The sequence below is a fragment of the Maribacter sp. 6B07 genome (genome assembly GCF_002700155.1).
GTDB classification, from domain to species: Bacteria; Bacteroidota; Bacteroidia; order Flavobacteriales; family Flavobacteriaceae; genus Maribacter; species Maribacter dokdonensis.
On sequence record NZ_PDUT01000001.1, the window covers coordinates 344,881 to 364,184 of the forward strand.

General features: G+C 36.6%; 13 protein-coding genes. All 13 read right to left on the bottom strand.

The window, feature by feature from the left end; genetic code table 11:
* Positions 1-111: 111 nt before the first annotated feature.
* Positions 112-2,049: a beta-L-arabinofuranosidase domain-containing protein gene (locus tag CSC80_RS01480; protein ID WP_236973301.1), complete on the bottom strand. Its 1,938-nt coding sequence runs from the start codon at positions 2,047-2,049 to the stop codon at positions 112-114.
* Between the two features lie 84 nt (positions 2,050-2,133).
* On the bottom strand, positions 2,134-3,699 hold the full coding sequence (locus tag CSC80_RS01485; protein WP_099189279.1) for a sugar porter family MFS transporter: 1,566 nt from the start codon (positions 3,697-3,699) through the stop codon (positions 2,134-2,136).
* 23 nt (positions 3,700-3,722) lie between these two features.
* Entirely contained in the window at positions 3,723-5,486 is a 1,764-nt protein-coding gene (locus CSC80_RS01490) for an arylsulfatase (RefSeq protein WP_099191364.1), read from the bottom strand.
* 13 nt (positions 5,487-5,499) lie between these two features.
* Entirely contained in the window at positions 5,500-6,657 is a 1,158-nt protein-coding gene (locus tag CSC80_RS01495; protein WP_099189281.1) for a mandelate racemase/muconate lactonizing enzyme family protein, read from the bottom strand.
* 8 nt (positions 6,658-6,665) lie between these two features.
* Positions 6,666-7,946 carry an MFS transporter gene (locus CSC80_RS01500; RefSeq protein ID WP_099189283.1) on the bottom strand — a complete coding sequence of 427 codons (1,281 nt, stop codon included), beginning with the start codon at positions 7,944-7,946 and terminating at the stop codon, positions 6,666-6,668.
* Between the two features lie 12 nt (positions 7,947-7,958).
* Positions 7,959-9,368: a sulfatase gene (locus CSC80_RS01505; protein WP_099189285.1), complete on the bottom strand. Its 1,410-nt coding sequence runs from the start codon at positions 9,366-9,368 to the stop codon at positions 7,959-7,961.
* A gap of 89 nt (positions 9,369-9,457) precedes the next feature.
* Complete coding sequence (locus CSC80_RS01510; protein ID WP_099189287.1) at positions 9,458-11,164, bottom strand: RagB/SusD family nutrient uptake outer membrane protein; 1,707 nt, start codon at positions 11,162-11,164, stop codon at positions 9,458-9,460.
* 19 nt (positions 11,165-11,183) lie between these two features.
* Complete coding sequence (locus CSC80_RS01515; protein WP_099189289.1) at positions 11,184-14,390, bottom strand: TonB-dependent receptor; 3,207 nt, start codon at positions 14,388-14,390, stop codon at positions 11,184-11,186.
* A gap of 375 nt (positions 14,391-14,765) precedes the next feature.
* The gene (locus CSC80_RS01520) at positions 14,766-15,086 is read right to left on the bottom strand and encodes a hypothetical protein (protein WP_099189291.1); all 321 of its coding nucleotides are present in this window, start codon (positions 15,084-15,086) and stop codon (positions 14,766-14,768) included.
* Between the two features lie 5 nt (positions 15,087-15,091).
* Entirely contained in the window at positions 15,092-15,739 is a 648-nt protein-coding gene (locus CSC80_RS01525; RefSeq protein WP_099189293.1) for a bifunctional 4-hydroxy-2-oxoglutarate aldolase/2-dehydro-3-deoxy-phosphogluconate aldolase, read from the bottom strand.
* A complete protein-coding gene (locus CSC80_RS01530; protein ID WP_099189295.1) occupies positions 15,729-16,679 on the bottom strand; it encodes a 2-dehydro-3-deoxygalactonokinase in 951 nt (316 codons plus the stop codon). Before CSC80_RS01530 ends, CSC80_RS01525 begins: the two co-directional genes overlap by 11 nt.
* Entirely contained in the window at positions 16,676-18,124 is a 1,449-nt protein-coding gene (locus CSC80_RS01535; RefSeq protein ID WP_099189297.1) for an aldehyde dehydrogenase family protein, read from the bottom strand. Before CSC80_RS01535 ends, CSC80_RS01530 begins: the two co-directional genes overlap by 4 nt.
* Positions 18,099-19,268 carry a mandelate racemase/muconate lactonizing enzyme family protein gene (locus CSC80_RS01540; protein WP_099189299.1) on the bottom strand — a complete coding sequence of 390 codons (1,170 nt, stop codon included), beginning with the start codon at positions 19,266-19,268 and terminating at the stop codon, positions 18,099-18,101. The genes CSC80_RS01535 and CSC80_RS01540 overlap by 26 nt, the downstream gene beginning before the upstream one ends.
* Positions 19,269-19,304 lie beyond the last annotated feature (36 nt).

Here is a 19,304-nt window from a genome sequence, read left to right on the forward strand (position 1 = left end):
AAGGATTACAAGAAACGCATAAACAAGAAAATGTGAGATGTGATTATTAACTATGACCTACACTATTTTACCCTTTATTATATCATATAAAAACATAGCACCAGATTAAAATCATCTCCAAACTACTGGCATAAAAACAGTCATTTCTGCCTGCCCCCTATTACTCCAGGCAAAATAAGGCACAAACTTAGTTTTAAAAGGCTCCCATACAGGCTTGGTAACGGTGTTATACATTCCATCAGAGCTATCTTTACGCAGTAAAACTTCCCCTTTGATAATTGATATTCCTCCTAAAAAATTTGACTGATACTCTTCTTCCAACACAGCATCACCATTAAAATACACACTTAATATTTCTGTATTCTTAGGTAAATCCGGAGATTCTATACAATAAACGATAGGCCCCCTTTTGATCGCAATTTGATTACGAACTTCTTCAATTCTTGAATGACCTTCAACTAGATTTATCTCCATTGGAAAATCCAGTATAACTATGTCCCCCTTTTTCCATACTCTCTTGATCCTGACAAATGTTCCTGAAATCATCTCTACAGAAATAGGCTCCTCATTCACTTTAATCGATGCTGTTTTTACCCAATTTGGAATGCGAAATGCCATTTCAAATGGTTCATTTTTACACTTATCAACTTTAATTCTAATATGTCCGTTCCACGGATAATTGGTTTCTTGTGTAAGTTGGATTAAAGAATCATCCAATAATTTAGATTTTAAAGTATTTGCGCCATATAAGTTTATGGAAACTCCGGCATTGGTAATGCTATATGCCCAGCCAGAAACCTTTGCAATTGTCCTAACAAGATTTGGTGGACAACAAAAACACTCTAAATAAGGTTCCCTATCTGGAGTTTCAGTTACATTTTCATGAGCATTATAATTTCGTGTATTATTGACCATTCTTAAAGGATTGGCATAGAAATACTCTTTTCCGCCAACACTTATACCAGAAAGCCCACTATTGTAAAGAACCAACTCTATAATATCCATGTATTTTGACTCTCCATGAATACCAAACATGCGATAACTGAACATGGCGTTACATAGATTGGCACAAGTCTCATTATACGCGGTCATATTAGGCATCATATACGCATCTATGAAGCCCTCTTCAATCATATCTAAATTCGTTGATGCCCCATAATGTGCCTGTCCTACGGCCCCAGTAACATACATTTTTTTCTGTGTAACATTGTCCCAAAGTAAATCTAAAGCATTGATTAAAGCTTTTTCACCTGTTTCAGAATACACATCGGCAGCACCGGCATAGTAATACAAAGCCAATACGGCATGCCCCACCGCTTCTTTAGATTCTCGTAGAGGTGTTCGCTCTTGAACCATATCACCTATAGGGTACCCTATAGTTGTTGAATCATGTTTCACCTCATATTTACCACGATTATTGATAAATTTTTCCGCTAACCTTAAGTATTTAACATCACCCACCGACCTATACAGTTCTACTAAACCCATAATTTGAGTTTGGTTAAACCCAAATCGTGCATAATGTTTTGTTTCCGGCATGAAAATAGTATAAAGCAGATTAGCATGTTTAATAGCGATATTCAAAAAATTATCCTTACCTGTTACTTTATGATGTGTACAGGCACTAATTAATAAATGCCCCGTATTGTACATTTCGTGATACTTTCTGTTCTCATATCTATCTACATTTTCACGTAGTTGAATCTGCGTTTGTAGATAACCGTCCTCTTCTTGAGCTTGAGAAATAATAGAAATAAATTCATCAATTTCAGAAAGTAGCTTAGCATTTTTAGTATATGCATAGATATAAGTTTTTGCCTCAATGAATTTATAAAAATCCCCATCATGCCAAAACATTCCTTTATGCTCTCCTTCTTTTAAACCAGCTGCAATCTTAAAATTATTTAAAGCATGACCTATATCACCACAGAGTAGATCACCCATATAAGGCACCATTACTTCTTCTGCCATCTTAAATTTATCTGCCCAAAAACCTTCTGTCCAGTTACATTCACCAATACCTATACTTTTTAGTTTAATATGGGTCATAGCCGAACTTTTAATATTTTTTTGTTGCTCTACTTTAAAAACACTCATGTTTAGATTATAAATTATTATGTGATAAAATTGAAATTACTTTTTTAGCATCGCCAATTGTATTTCTTCAATACTTCTGTTTTTGGTTTCTTTTAAATATCGCCATATAATGATCAAACCAATTGCTACCGTAGTTGCATAAAAAAGAAAAATAGCACTACCTCCCATAGTTGCCAATTGCCATGGGAAAAACTGCTGTACCACATAATTGGTCAAACTAGTAATCATTGTAAAAAAAGGTATAGCTACTCCCCTAATAGAAATAGGGAAGATTTCAGAAAATAACACCCACATAATTGGACCTACAGAGAAATGAAATGCAGCTATGAAACTTAATAGACCTATCAATATTAAAGTTGCGTTTAGATCAGCTGCTTCTTCTAAAAGCAAACTGGTATAATTTCGAGCCTCTTCTTCACCTAAAACTTTCTTAATAGCATTCTTAAAATCTGTATCGCTATTAAATTCTTTTCCTATAAGTACGTTTAGTTTTCCACCAGTTTCTACGTTAGTAATTTCGGCAATAGCATCTTTGGTTATAGTATATCTAGCACTTTTAAATCCGTATGAACACATACCCAAACTAATAATAATCCAAACCATACCAAAAATAATCATTGGCTTACGCCCAATTTTATCAATCAATAAAATGGCAAATATGGTAAAAACAACACTCGTAAGCCCTATCCAAATAGCTTGAGCAAATGCAGCATCCGTACCCAATCCCAATTGTTCAAAAACAGTAGGAGCATAAAATAATATGGCATTTATACCTGTAGACTGTTGCACTATTGCAATAGTGGTTGCAATTATCAGGATATTGCGCATTGGTCTACTGAAAATTTCCCTTAGCTGAGCCCACATCGATCTTTTTTCATCCGCTTTACCTAAGCCATTAAGAGTTTCTTGAATATATTCGTCTATTTCATTAGACGGAATAATTTTCATCAAAGTTCTTTTTGCATCAGCTATTCTACTATTATAAACCAACCAAGCCGGACTTTCAGGTATAAAAAACAATAGAACAAGCCACACCAAGGCTGGTAAGATTTCAGATGCCAGCATCCACCGCCATGTATGTTCTGTAACACCCCAGCTTTCTGCCCATCCTCCATTAACTCCTACAGCTTGTAAAATGATATAATTAATAAAATAGGCAGTCGATAAACCAACTACAATATTTATTTGTGTCATCGATACTAATTTACCACGTAGCTTTGGGGGCGCTATTTCACCAATATACATTGATGCCAAAGAGATTGAACTAAAAGCCAAGCCTCCAATAAAACGGGCTATTACCAAAGTCCAATAATTTGGAGCTAAGGCAGAAGTTATTGCAGAAAAAAGATAAAGCACCGCAACAATCTGCAATGTTCTTTTTCGTCCAAATTGATTACATGCATACCCTGCAAATGGCAACGCCAACAAAACTCCAAGAGCGGGTGCACTTACCGCAGTGCCAAGTTCTAAATCCGTTAAACCAAATTCATTGGTTATAAAATTTACTGTTCCAGATATTAAGGCTGCGTCCAGGCCAAATATAAAACCGCCAATGGCGACTATAATGGCATATGTAAATGCCCTGTTTTTATGTCTCTCCATATCTTTAACTAGATTATAAATTGTTATTGCCCGTCTTTAAGCCGTTTAACATCAACAAATAGCGGTCCTGTTGCCAATCTTCCAATTTTAAAATACGCATGAAAATTACCTTCTCCCTTTGGCAAAGAAACGTAGGTAAAAACAACATTTCGCTGTCCTTTAACAATAGGCTTTGTTAGATGTAAACGGTTATATTTTATATGTGCCATGCCATCTTCGTTTACCTCTGGGAGATCTAAGCTAATGGTATACAATCCGGACTCTGTAGTAACCCGCCAGTGCCCCAATTCATTTTTTGAAATTACACGAGGTCCGCCCCAATCAAATCTAGATAGGTTTACTTCTGGTTGTTGCGGTGTACCTAAATATATTCTTTGAATACCTTTAGCGTCTCGCTCTTCCGTAACCTCATCGAACCAATTCTCGTACTTGGCCAATAAATCTTCTACAACATCCGGATGGTCTTTAGCTAAATTAATGCGTTCACTTGGGTCTTCTTCAACATTATATAACTCTAAATTTGCCAGTACTTCTTGTAATTCTTCATCTTTGGGTTGGTATAGAATGCCATGTGGAAAATCATGCGGACTAATCAATTTATATTTTTGGGTTCTTACTGCAAAATGCATGTATTTAAAAGGTGTAGGACCATAATGCATTTGAGTGAAAAACAAGCTATTCTCAGAAGAAGTCTTTTTACCGGTCCACAAAGGTAAAAGAGATTTTCCGTCAATCTTAATATTCTCTGGTGCCTGTATATTACAAGCATCAAGTATGGTAGGTAAAATATCGATTACGGTACCCATAGTTTTCTTGGTCTGATCCGGTTGTATATGACCGGGCCATTTTACAAAAAACGGTACTCTAATACCACATTCATAGACACTTGTCTTAGTACCTCTTAAATTAGCTGTCCACCGACCGGGGTAAACATCATTCTTTGTTCTTCTGTTTCTTGGACCATTATCAGAAAGAAAAATTACAATGGTATTCTCTTCAATCCCCAGTTCCTTTAATTTCTCTAACACGCGACCAACATTGTAATCAATGTTATCGATCATACCATAAGTTAGTGCGTTGTCTTCATGCAATCCCTTTTTGCGATAAGGCTCTGCCCGTTCATCTGGAACCTGTAACGGAAAATGAGGCAAATTGGTCGCTAAATATGCTAAAAAAGGCTTTTTGTCCTTTTGACCGATAAAATCTAAAGCAGCATTGGTAAAAATATCATCGCAATACCCTTCATACTTTTTAGACACATTGTTATGTTCTAAAATAGGGTCGAAATAGGTATTTCCTGCAGGTCCTGCAGCCTGACCTATTCCACCACCTTTATGTACCAACGCTTCTTGGAACCCTTGATCTGTGGGTCTCATTGGTGCATTATCGCCTAAATGCCATTTTCCAAAAATGCCAGTTCTGTAGCCATTATCTTGAAGTATTTCAGCCAAAGTCTCTTCTGAAGTATTCATAAAGTGATCTACCTGAGTTACAGCTGTTACCCCAGTTCTATATGGATATCTACCAGTTAAAACAGCAGCACGGGATGCAGAGCAATTTGGATATGCAAAAAAATGGGTCATCTCTACACCTTGCTCTCCTATAGATTCCATATTAGGTGTCTCCAAATACGGGTTACCATGAGCACCTATATCTCCGTAGCCCTGATCGTCGCTCATCATAATGATAACATTAGGGCGATCTTGTGATCGTAAAATGGAGCAGGTAGAAATAATGGTTACCGCAATCAATATTCTTGACAATCTAAACTTTAGCTGAGTACTCATAATTAAACTTCTTTTACCAATTTGTATAAGAACCATCTCTCTTTTTTAAGCGGGGTGTTTCTACAGGAATAAATTCTTTGGACAAAGCCAACTCTTCATTGAAATCAACACCTAGCCCTGGAACATCTGGAATACTATATTTAGCACCTTGCAATTGCGGTTGATTTGGATAAAATTCAGCATTATTGGTACCTGGCTGTTCTGCCGGAGTATTGATTTCCTCTAACCAAGCAACATTGGGGCATGCCGCTGCCAAATGAATAGAAGCCGTAGTACAAATTGGACCTAACGGATTATGTGGCATTAAGTCAATATAATGCGCTTCTGCCATAGCAGCCACTTTCATAGCCTCTGTAATACCACCTACATTACAAACATCTACCCTGGCAAATTGGGTGATGCCTCTTTCAATGTAGGGCAGAAATTGCCATTTACTTGCAAATTCCTCACCTATTGCAAAAGGTACATCTACCATTTTGCGTAGGCTCTCATACGCTTCGGGCGTTTCATCCCTAATGGGTTCTTCAATAAAATCTAAAGTTCCCTTAGGCATTTTCGACAAAAAAGAATAAGTCTCCGGTGCTGAGAGTCGGTGATGATAATCTATACCTACAACCGGATCAGGTCCTATAACTTCTCGTAACCTTGTAACCCATTTTGATATCTTTGCAATAGATTCCCTAGGTTCAAAAATAGCCTGACTATTCTCTTCATATTCAGCAGGTGCCAAGCGCAACACATTCCAACCTTCTTTGATCAGGTGTTGGGCCCTTCCAATTAATTCATCTTCTGAAGTGAATCGTAATGAAGCAAAACAATCTATATAGTTTCTTTGTTTACCCCCTAATAGTTCATAGACCGGTACACCCAAAGATTTTCCCTTTATATCATACAAGGCTATGTCAATGGCAGAAATGGCCGCGGTCAATACGCGACCTCCTTCAAAATACTGACCTCTATATAAATCTTGCCATATGGCTCCGATTTGATGAGGGTCTTTACCTACTATATTTGGTCTAAAATGGTCTATAGCACCAATGACCGCCAATTCTCTACCGGATAAACCCGACGCTCCCCAACCGTATATACTGGCATCGGTCTCTACTTTGATAACCAATTGACTGCCAAAACCTATATTGATAGGATATGTTTTTACTGCTGTAATTTTCATTTAAGATTTTATACTTTGAGTTCTACTACTACAATTCTTTTTACTTTACCAACTATCAACAAAAAGGATAAAAAACCAAGAAGTGTCATTGCGCCTATAAAATATAATGCCGGACTAAAATCGCCATCCTTCACAAGTACCCCTATAACTACGGGAACTACCACGGCCGAAAGTCCGCCTATTAAATTAAACACACCACCTACCAAACCGATCAAATGCTTTGGCGCCATTAACGAAACAAATACCCATGTGATAGAAGCTAACCCATTACCAAAAAAAGCAAGTGTCATAAATAAGATGACATAAAAAGTATCATTGGTGAAATTTGCCCCTATAATACTTACTGACAATAATAAACCGCATAATACCGGTGCTTTTCTAGCAATCTCCTTAGACTTGCCTTTCTTGATTAAAAAGTCTGAAGTGAAGCCAGAAAGCAATACTCCTGCAAATGCGGCCAAAAAAGGCAACGATGCCAAAAAACCCGACTTTATAAAATCCAATCCCCTATATTCTACTAAATAAGTTGGAAACCAAGTCAAGAAAAATATAGAAACAGAACCTACACAAAACTGACCAAGGTATACCCCCCACAATTTTCTATGTTTAAAAGCTTGTGCTAAGTCTAACCAACTAAACTTTGTTTTTTCTATTGTAGCCTTTGTAGACTTCACTAGACCACCACCTTCTCTAATATGTTCAATCTCCTTAGAACTTACAGACTTGTGTTTATCTGGATCACGATAAAAGGTATACCAAACAATTGCCCAAAGAATACCTATTACTCCCGAAACTATAAACAAACCCCGCCAACCCAAATTATCTTGAATTATGGTCAAAACCGGAAACAGAAAGGCCAAACCAATAAATTGCCCAGAAGTATATATAGCTATTGCGGATGCCCTTTCATTCTCAGGAAACCACTTTGTAACTATGGCGTTATTTGCAGGATATGCGGGCGCCTCAAATATGCCAATACTGGCACGCAGACCTAACAAAACAATGAATGAATTGACAAACCCTTGTAGCAATGTAGCTATTGACCAAAAAAATAGCATAAGACCATATAACAACCTAGCCCCTACTTTATCCACGACGATGCCGCCCGGTATTTGCAGTGCAACATACGTCCACCCAAATGCCGAAAAAATCAAACCCAATTGTACGGATGAAAGATCTAAAGCTTCTTTAATTGCCGGAGCGGCGACAGAAATATTGGTCCTATCCAAATAATTAATAACTACACTTCCAAAAATTAAGGCAAGTATGTTATAGCGTTTCTTGCTCATATAATTGAATTTCTACTTTTGAGAATCCCCGTTCAAATATTTAGATTGATCCCTATATTCATCCATGCGATCTATATCAACTTTTTCAAAAGACTTTTTTAACATCCATCTAGGTCTTTCTAAAGTAAGTTCCCAAGCAAAAAGTTCCTTAAACAGCTCCCTTACCATTTCAGGGTGATCCGCAACCACGTTATTGATTTCAGAAATATCATTTGGAATATTATAAAGTTCAGCTGGTCTATCTGGATATCTAATGAGTTTCCAATCTCCTTTACGAATTACACCCCTTGCATCCTTTTTCCAAAATAACGTTTCGTGCGGTCTATCTTCATTTATACCATTGATGTAAGGCATAAGGTTTACACCGTCAATGTCTTTTAATTCTTTTTCATTACCACCTGCTGCAGCGTAAAATGTAGGTAGCAAATCTAAAGTACTTATTGGGTAGTCATATACCGTATTCGGTTGCAACTTACCCGGCCACTTCATTAAAAAGGGTACGCGTATGCCACCTTCTAAATGGCTGGATTTAGTACCACTTAATGGATAGTTTACACCGGCATTTTTATCGGTAGGACCACCATTATCATTTGTAAATAAGACAATGGTATTATCCTCAATACCCAATTCTTTTAATTTATCTAGAACCTTACCACACGCACGATCTAGTGCCAAAGTCATAGCGGCAACAGTCTTTCGTTTACCTTGTAAATCGGGGAATTGATTTAAATCATCTTCCGTGGCATCCATAGGCGTATGGACCGCATTAAAAGATAATATGGTAAAAAATGGTTTAGATGCTTTTGCGTTTCTCTCTATAAAATCTACAGATTCTTTTGCCAATGCATCGGTCAAATATTTTTCTGGTTCTACAAAATTACCAAAACCACGTTCCATTAAATCCAATTCACTCGCAGGCGCATCAGAATACGGAAAATAACTTCTTGCACCTCCTCTAAAACCATAAAATTCATCGAAACCTCGCTTGGTAGGGTGAAACCTATCATCACCTCCTAAATGCCATTTACCATAAAACGAAGTAGCATACCCTTGCTTTTTCAAGTAATCCGCTATGGTTACTTCTTCTACGGGTACGCCCATTTCCCTATTGTCCACTGCAGATACAGCACTCATAAAACCAGGTACATTATTCTCTTCAAAGCCAAATCTTTGTTGATATTTACCTGTTATCAACCCAGCTCTAGACGGACCACATGTAGGATCGGACACATACGCTTGTGAAAAGCGTACGCCTTGTTTTGCCAGTTTATCTAGATTTGGGGTCTTCATTATTTTACTACCATGAAAACCAAAATCAGCATAACCTGCATCATCGGAAAACAACAGCACTATATTGGGTTTTTCCTGTGCAGTACAGGAAAAAGCAAAAATGCACAGTGCTATAAATAATACCTTTTTCATTTTTATTTTTCTATTATATATTAGGTGTATAATCGACAAAAATACCGGAGTAATGCTCCGGTATTTTTATCATAAGAATTACTATATTTTTAGTAACCTGCGTTTTGAATCAACGCAGGAGCTTTTTCTATTTCCGATAAAGGAATCGGCAAATAATATTGACGATCAAACCATGGTCTTTCAATTACCGTGTATTCTTCAGGTTCTACTGATCCATCTACCTTTTTGGTCCATCTCAATCCTTTTACATCAAAACCTAAATGCTCTGGAATCATCCATCTTCGTTCATCAAAAAAGCTATGACCTTCAAAAGCTAGTTCTACTCTACGCTCTCTTCTAATAGCATCTAATAACTCAGTACCACTAGTGGTTATCTCTGGTTGTAGCGCTCGGGTAGACACCTTGTTCACATATTTTCTTGCATCTATCTCATTACCCGAATGATAAGATGCTTCCGCTAAATTTAGATATACTTCTGCCAAACCATAAAGAATAAACGGACGATCAGCCGATGTTTCTGTTAAGCCTACACTCTCATCTTGAAATTTACGGATATTGTAACCTGTTTTAGAAGAATGTAGTACATTACCTAATCCTTCTGGTGAATCTAAACCATGAGGAAAGACATTAACATCTTCAGATAAATAATATTGAACATCTCTACCTCTATAATTAGCACCGTTAAAATTTAAATTGGCATAATATCTCATTTCCCTATTTTCATTAGGGTTCATTGGGTCATAAGCCCCATCACTGGTTGTAGTGCCATCTGCCATATTATATTGAAGAACATAATTTAGCGTTGGCGAAGACAATGCCCAACCACCATAACCACTAGGTGCCTGAGTTTGGTTCCAAAGAGAGTTTACATCTGTACCAAAGTCATATAGATCAGAACCGTAAGGTCTTGCAAACAGTATATCTTCATTTGGACTTAAGAATAATCTTCTGTAATCTTCTTCACCTTCAACTGCAATAAGATCGCGTTCACCCACAAGATCAATCAATTCTTGGGCAGCAGCAGCAGCTTCTTCCCATTTGGTAGACTTTGTGTAATCATATAATGGACCGCTAGGTTCTGTACTAGGATCATGCAATTCACTTGCTGCATATAACAATGTTCTTGATTTTACCGCAAGAGCAGCTAATTTTGTAGCTCTACCAAACTCATTATCAGGTCTTGTCTCTGGCAAAACTGAAGCGGCAGCATCTAATTCTGCAACTATAAAATCCACACACTCCTCATAACTATTTCTAGGAATATTGAAATTTTCACTTTCTAAACTTATTGCCTCTGAAATAATTGGAACACCACCATAATATTTAATCAACTTACTATACAAATTAGCTCTTAAAAATTGCATTTCCGCTTTTAGCAAAGCTATTTTTTCAGGATCCAACTCACTAGCTTCTGACTCATCAACTTTATCAAAAAACAAATTTATTTCACGTATATATCCCCAATAATCTCGCCATTTATCGCCAAGGTCACCAACGTTAGAAGGATTCCACCCTCTTCTAAGACCAAGTCTGTCAAGATCTCTAAAATTGAATTTAGCCTCAAAAGATCCATTTTCGATATTATATCTACGGGACCACCAAACAAATTTGTTCAAACCCCAGCTTTCAGTACTGTTGTAGACCGAATAAACAATACGTTCTACTTGCTCTGGATCACTATAAACAAAATCTTCGGTGAATGAATCTGCCGCGTCAATTTCTAACGCTTTTTCACAACTGAGGTTGATGCAGAACACTGCTGCCATCAACATGATTATTAATTTATTATTTTTCATTTTATTGCAATTTTTTAAATTAGAAACTAAAATTCAGTCCAAAAGTATATGTCTTTAACGGGGTATATGTAGCATCTCTAAAGTTATTATAAGAGGTAGCTTCTGGGTCTAACCCAAGATCGTAAATGTCTGATGCAAAAGTTATTAGATTATACCCTCTCACAAACAACCTAATATCACCAATTTTAGTAATATCTTTAGTTAAGGTGTACCCTAGTTCTATTTCTTTAAGTCTTACGAAAGAAGCATCTTGCAACCAAAGATCTGCACCTTGAAAGACTTCAACATTACCATTTTGATTTCCGTTAATACCATCACCCTGTGGAAAAGCTCGTGGAAATGACGCATTTCTATTGCTAGGAGTCCATCTTTGGTTAAATACAAATTCTGGTTTGGCACCACTTTGATCAAAGAATACCAAAGTTTCTGCTTTAGCCTGACCTTGGAACAAGAAGTTAAGACCAAAATTTTTGTAATTGATACCACCGAAAATACCATATTGAATTTGAGGAATGTTAGATGTACCCACCCTTATTCTATCTTGTGCATTAATTACTCCATCACCATTTGTATCTGTATAGAAAATATCACCTTCTTGAGTTCCGGTCAATTTAGCTTCAGTAGCATCTACCTGTGCTTGATCATTAAATATGCCATTTGTTGGGTAAACTATATAAGAATCAATTGGAGTTCCCTCTCTTTTTAAACTTTCTTGAACATCTTCAGCTTCAGCTAAGAACACAACTTCATTTTTAGCCTGCGAGAAGTTCATTCCTAGATTATACGTTACGTTACCAATATTATCATTCCATGCCAATTCAAATTCGTAACCGTAGTTTTTAACCTCACCAAAGTTCTCTGCAGGTAAGTCTAACCCTATATAATCAGGTATTGCCGCAGAGCGTTGTGCAAGAATGTCTTTTCTATTTTGATGAAAATAATTGACATCACCACTAAGCTTATTATCAAATAAACTAAAACTTAAACCTATATTCTGCATTATAGCTGTTTCCCAAGTAACATCTGGGTTAGGAGTAGTTGAAGAACTGAAACCATTTACTATATTTCCAGGGCTACCCAGCACATAATAATCTGGTTGTGGCACATTAAAATTAGGATTTCCATTTTGTATGGCAACGCCATAGTTATACAGGGTCAAGAACTGATTTGGCCCTATACGGTCATTACCCATTTTAGACCAAGAACCTCTTAATCTCAAGGAGTTAATCCAAGAAACATCATCTAAAAAGTTCTCCTTATCCAATGCCCAAGATGCCCCAACACTTGGAAACGTACCATATCTCTTACCTGGACCAAAATTACTTGAACCGTCATGACGAACAGTCAAATCCAAGAAATATTTCTTTTTAAAATCATATGAAAGAGAACCGAAAAAGTCCATTCTTGCAAATTCACTTCTAATACCGGAAGACTGCTGTTGATCAAAACCTCCTGCAAACAACTCTGGCTTGTCACTAGATGGGAATCCTACTCTTTCAGCATAGAAAGAGCGAGTATCAGAATCTAATTTTTCCAAACCAACAAAGGTGCTTAAAGAATGGTCATCTCCAAATAATTTAGAATAACGTAATGTAGCGTTGATAAGCGATTCATCATACTTACCAAAGGATTCTCGTAGTATTCTTTGTTGTCCTCTTTGAGAGAAACCTACTGTAGGTATATATTCGCCCGTACCTTCTTGAAAGTTATACACGGTCCATGGTGTGTACCAGTTTTTGGTATCACTGTTCATTTTTCTGATACCTAAAAACCCGTTAAGACTTAAGCCGTTTAAAATTTTATCAAGTTTGATATCTAAAGAAAACTTACCTCTTAAATCAGTACTTTTTTGATTTATAAACCCAGATTGATTACTTGACATTACCAATGGGTTCTGTCCGTTCTCACCTCCAAAACCAGGTAAACCATTAGGGTAAACACCTACCTCTGTAGGTAAGTTGGTGTATATCTGCTTATATATATTACCCTCATCAACACCAGGTCTATTTCTATCACCAAAACTACCCAATAAGTCTACTCCTAGTTTTATATCATCTGTAATGTTTATATCAAGATTAGATCTTACTTGCTTTTGTCCAAATTTTAAAGCTCCTGATCTATAAACACCCTTTTGTTCCAACACATCACCACTAACAAAGTACTTTACGTTTTCTGCACCACCGGAAACAGAAAGTGTATTTCTTGATTCAGGTGCTGAATTGGCAAAAGTTAAATCTGCCCAATCTGTATTTGGAAAGTTAATTGGATCACTACCAGAAGCATAATTGTTAATCTGTTCTTGTGTAAATGGCAATGCACTACCAGCCCTTGCCGCAATTTCATTCTCGTAAATGGCATACTGTTCAGAAGACATTAAGTTAGGCTGCTTCGTAAAAGAAGAAATATTATATGCCGAAGAAAAGTTAATTTTAGGTTTACCTGCTTTACCTCTTTTAGTCGTAATTAATATGACACCATTGGCAGCTCTTGAACCATAAATTGCGGCAGCTCCATCTTTTAACACAGTTAATGATGCTATATCTTGTGGAGATAGGTTAGAAAATGTTGCAGCCTGTATACCATCAATTAATATTAAAGGTGAGTTATTGTTCAAAGTAGATTTACCACGTATTAAAATTGTAGTAGCATCATCATCTGTATTACCGCCACCGCCATTTCCGGCACCTGGCACTCCTCCACGGTCACTAATAATTAAACCAGAAGCCCTACCTGCCAATGATTTGGCAATGTCCTTACTAGATGATTGCTCAATAGCTTTGCTATCAATAGTACTGACCGATCCTGTTACCTCTCCTTTCTTTTTAGTGGTATAGCCAAGAACTACTACTTCTTCTAGTTTGGCAGCATCTTCCTCTAATTGAATATCTATATTGGTTTGCCCCTCTAAAGAAACTTCTTTTGTAGCATAACCAATATAAGATGCCACCAAGGTTACATCTGTACCACTTACGTTAAGAGTAAAATTACCATCGAAATCTGTTTGTGCTCCATTTGTAGTTCCTTTTACTACTACACTTGCCCCAGGCAAAGGTCCTTGCGCATCTGAAACCGTACCAGAGATAGTTACATCTTGGGCATTTGCAAATGTAATACCCATAAGTACAATGAGAAAAGTACAAAGCACCCTACCGTGTAGTACTTTAAAATAAAAACCACCTCCCTTAGGCTTGTTTTTCTTAGCGATTGCTTTTTTTATTTTTTCCATAAAGCTTTCTGTTGTTTTTTTAAGTTAAGTTTAAGTCTTTCATTTTGTTTACTTGATTGAGTTTAAGATAGATACTAATGCTCTTTACTCTTTTTTAACAATTCCTTTACAAAAGAAGCCGAAGAAGTCATGTTTTAACTCCAAAAAATTACCTAGTGCAAGCACTATTCTAACCTTTTTAGTTATTTCCTATTTTTATAGGCTCAATTTTATGAATATGCCAGTTAGAGGCATTCATTTTGATTGATTATCTGAAATAATCGTAAATGATCAAGAATTGTAAAATAGGAAAATAGTACTTGTTATGATCAAAAAGGAGCAATGAACAAAATGGTAAAAAATGAAATAATAAGAAGGTAGTATAGTAGAGATAGGTTATTCTGAAATTTCCATAAACTCTACAGGGGAACCATTATGAGAAACAAAAGCCACACGTACCCCCTTGCCAGGAGAAAACGTTTCTACCAATATATCTTTTCCCAATAAAGCTTCTTCAATGTTATTTACAATATAAGCTATATGGGGCATGGTTCGCATCATTTTCGGCATAGGGCTATCGGCATCGAATTTTACCCATTCTACCCTAAATTCATCAGTTTTAAAATCTGTGTAATGAATTTTACCAGGTTCATAATAACCATCCCAATCTTTTTCCTCTGTAGTAGGTATTCCAATATGGCTAAATGTATACTTCATAATAGTTAATTACAAAAAGGCTCTATATCTTTTTTAATAGCCGTAAAATGGTGTTGTAAAGAATCAAAATCATTATCCTTGATCATTTGTTTATCAAATAATGAACTGCCCATACCTACTCCAGTAACTCCTGCCTCAAAGAAAGATTTAATATTTTGTCTAGAGACACCACCAGTAGGCATTAACTTAATTTCATCTAAAGGTGCCAAAACATCTTTAATAAACCTTGTACCCAGTTGAGTAGCTGGAAAAATCTTAACTGCCGAAGCACCTAAGGTCCATGCCCTATAAATTTCCGTTGGGGTATATGCACCTGGAAATATTGGTATTTCCTTAGCCACACATTTCTTTACCACTTCTTCATCTAAAATAGGAGTTACAATAAACTGTGCTCCCGCAGTAATGGCTTTATCCAAATCTGCCATATTACACACCGTACCCGCACCCACATTTAAATCAGGGTAATTTAAACGTAACTCTGTTATTATTTCTGCCACATGGGGTGTATTCATAGTTACTTCTATAGTATAGAATTCTGCGACGGTATAAGCCTTTACAATCTGCCTTACCGTATCTATACCTAACCCTCTTATAATACCCACAATTGGTGTACTACTGTATCTTTCCCAAGAAAAATCCGTCTTATTTTGCATACAGTTCTATAATTTTTTTTTGACCTACCAGCAAAGCCTTTTCTAAGACCTTATCACCAAAACATACTACCTGTATAACGTCTAAAATGGTTTCCAATGCCATTTTATACATACTATAAAATGGTTCTGACGCTGCAAGAAAGATTGTTTGTTCAATATTTTTCAAATATGAAAGTTCATCACCTATGAGCATACCGCTTAACAAGTAGAAGTTGTCTTTTTTATTGGCATCATCGAGTATATGTCTAGCCCTAATAGAAAACAATTGTGCACTTAATTCTCCCTTAAAACCAATTTCTAGCCCTTGCTTGAATGCCCTATGTCTTTTATTGATCCAATGACACTTTTCAACACTATTTGACAGAATACTATTGCAGGACAACAACTCAAAAACTTCACCTGTCATGAAACTTTTTAGGGAATTGAACTCCCCATTTTGATAGTTAATATGCTTACTATGGGTACCTGGTAATATGAGAGTTCCAGATAGGTAAGACTCTAAATATTTTGAGAGCCCAAATGCTTGTATTTCTTCTCCACGCATCATACCGGTTTCCGTTTTCACTCCAGAAATCAATATGATATCTAACTTATCTTTGAACGGTACTATTTCCCAATGTAGACCCTCTCCCTTATCATTAAAAGGTATCTCACCATAAGGCAACTCCTTCATCCCAATATTTGAAGAAGCCATACCTGCAGCTAAGACTAAATCCGCTTTATGATGCTCATCAAGATTATTAATTTGGTTTTCAAGATAATTCTTGAAAAATTGAGTTTGATCAATTTGATTTTGCTGCAAGAATTTTTGATATACATTTTTTACACCTTGATCAGTTTTATGTTCAACCAAAACATTTAAGGTTTTGGTTTCTACCAACCTAAGCCTAAAGTTAGAGGTACCCCAATCGCAACTAATAAAATAATCTGGTATTTTCATTTATCCAAAGCTAGCGAGACTCTCTTTTTAATCAAATAATCATCTAATGCATATGTTGAACAATCTGCACCAATACCACTATTTTTTACTCCCCCATGAGGCAGGTAAATATCATATTTTACCCCGTTCAGCTGAACCTCACCAAATTCTAACTTATCAGCAAAATAATTTAAGGTATCCTCATTTTCGGAAAAGACATAAGAAGCCAAACCGGCATCGGTATTATTTGCCAGATCAATGACCTCTTCCTTGGTTTTAAATGGAACTATAATAGCTACAGGACCAAAAATTTCATGCTGAAGTATTTCCGCATTATTGTCCTTTAAGCGAATAGCTGTAGGCTGAAAATAGTAGCCCTTACCTTGCAAGGCACTGCCACCATAAATAAGCTCACCACCTTGTCGTATAGCTTCATCAACTATTTTTTGCACCTTTTTAACTGAGGCTTTATTAGCCAAAGGTCCCATATCAGGTTTGATTTCACGACCGAATCCTATTTTTGCATTTTCAAATATTTTTGCTATTCCTGCAGTAAATTCATCAATCATAGATTCATGAACAAAGAAACGGTTTGGTGCTACACAGATTTGACCTGTATTACCAATTTTTAACGCCGCTCCCAGTTCAATTGCTGCATTTAAATTGGCATCGCCCATTACAATGAACGGGGCGTTGCCACCACACTCCATACTATACCTCTTTATTGAAGTACCTGCACTTTGTACAATGAGCTTTTGAGCAGTTTCAGTAGAACCTATCATAGTAATAAGACGCGGAATCTTACTTTCGCACAATGGTATTCCAACATCTTGCACATCACCACAAAGAATATTTATAACGCCGGCCGGAAAATTAATTTCTGCACATAGCTCACCTATAATGTAGGCTGATAATGGTGAAAATTCAGATGGTTTTAAAATGATACTAGATCCAGATGCCAGAGCAGGACCCAATTTAAACCCTAAGTTCAGCAACGGAAAATTATATGCCAAAAAGGCGACCGCTACCCCAAGAGGCTGAAAAACCATACGATGTTCATGACTGCCTTCTTTATCCTCAATAGGCAGGTCTTTTCTAAGTTGAATTTCTTCAGAATAGTATTTTAAAGAATTTACTATACTTGTAAGATCTTCTTCTGAACCTTCCCACGTCTTACCCATTTCATACATGATACTTTCACGTAAAAGGTCACTATTCTCAATTATTTTATTTCTAAGTTTATCTATCCACTCAAGTCTTGTGTCCAAGGGCATTACTGACCAGGTTTCAAAACCATTTTGAGCAGATTCTAAAGCCCATTTTGTATCTTCTTTACTTGCCCATGCAATAGTTGCTGTGGTCTCTTCATCCGCAGGGCAAATAACTTCATAGGTCTTTCCATTGGAAGAATCTGTTAACTCCCCGTTTATATATAATTTTTTATGACCGAATTTCAATGCTTTCATTATCTGTATTTGTTTCTTTCTCGCTAAATTTTTCTAAAACGTCAATATTTACGTCCACTCCTAGACCAGGAGAATCTGGCACATTTATAAAACCATTTACAACCTCAATATCACTTTTCGTAACCACATCTCTAAGGGCATTCTCGGTACGATCTAATTCCATTGTAGGTAATTCACAGTACATACGCCCAGGGTTCATATCTAAATTACCGACAAAATGAACGGCAGCACTAATGGCTATCCAAGTTCCCCATGTGTGCGGAACTACATCTTTACTATACGCCTGGGCCAAAGTAGCAATTCGCTTAGCCTCGGTCAAACCACCTGTCGCACAAATATCTGGCTGGGCAATATCAACACATTCATTTTCGAACAAGCGTTTAAACCCGAATTTTAGATACTCACACTCTCCGCCTGCTATAGGAATTGTAGTACTTTCCCTTAATCTACGATAGCCCTCGTAATCTTCTGGAGAAACCGGCTCTTCAAACCATGAAATATCAAATTTTTCCACTTGTTGTGCCAGCTTAACCGATTCTTGAAAATTATAGGCATGGTTAGAGTCTATCATTAATCTAATATCTGGTCCTATAGCCTTTCTTATCGCAGAAATATATTTGATATCTTCTTTGACACCAAGCCCAACTTTCATTTTTATAGCTTTAAAACCCTGGCTTTTATATAGCAATGATTCTTTTACCAATGTTTCTTCAAGATTATCAACTCTTGTAAAATAAAGGCCGGTGGCGTAAGGTTGAATGACCGGATTTTTAACACCGCCCAATAACATAGATACAGGTTGCCCCAATAACTTGCCTTTAATATCCCACAGAGCAACGTCTATTGCACTTATTGCCGCCTGAAGACTGCCGCTACGAGCATAATCCAATGAGCGGCGATACATCTCTTGCCATAAAATCTCATGCCCCAAAGCATCTTTTCCCATTAAAAAAGGAGTGAAAAATTCTATACCTGCCTTAATAACACCTGCGGGACCATAACCTTCTCCCCAACCATAGGTGCCATCTTCCAATATTACTTTAACAATACAAATTCTACGAGTATCATATTGCCATTGAGAAAAATAGAAAGGAGTGTCTAACTTATGTACTATGATATAAGGTTCGATTTTCGCTATTCTCATTATATATATTATTTACTTCTTGAAATCTATTGATAT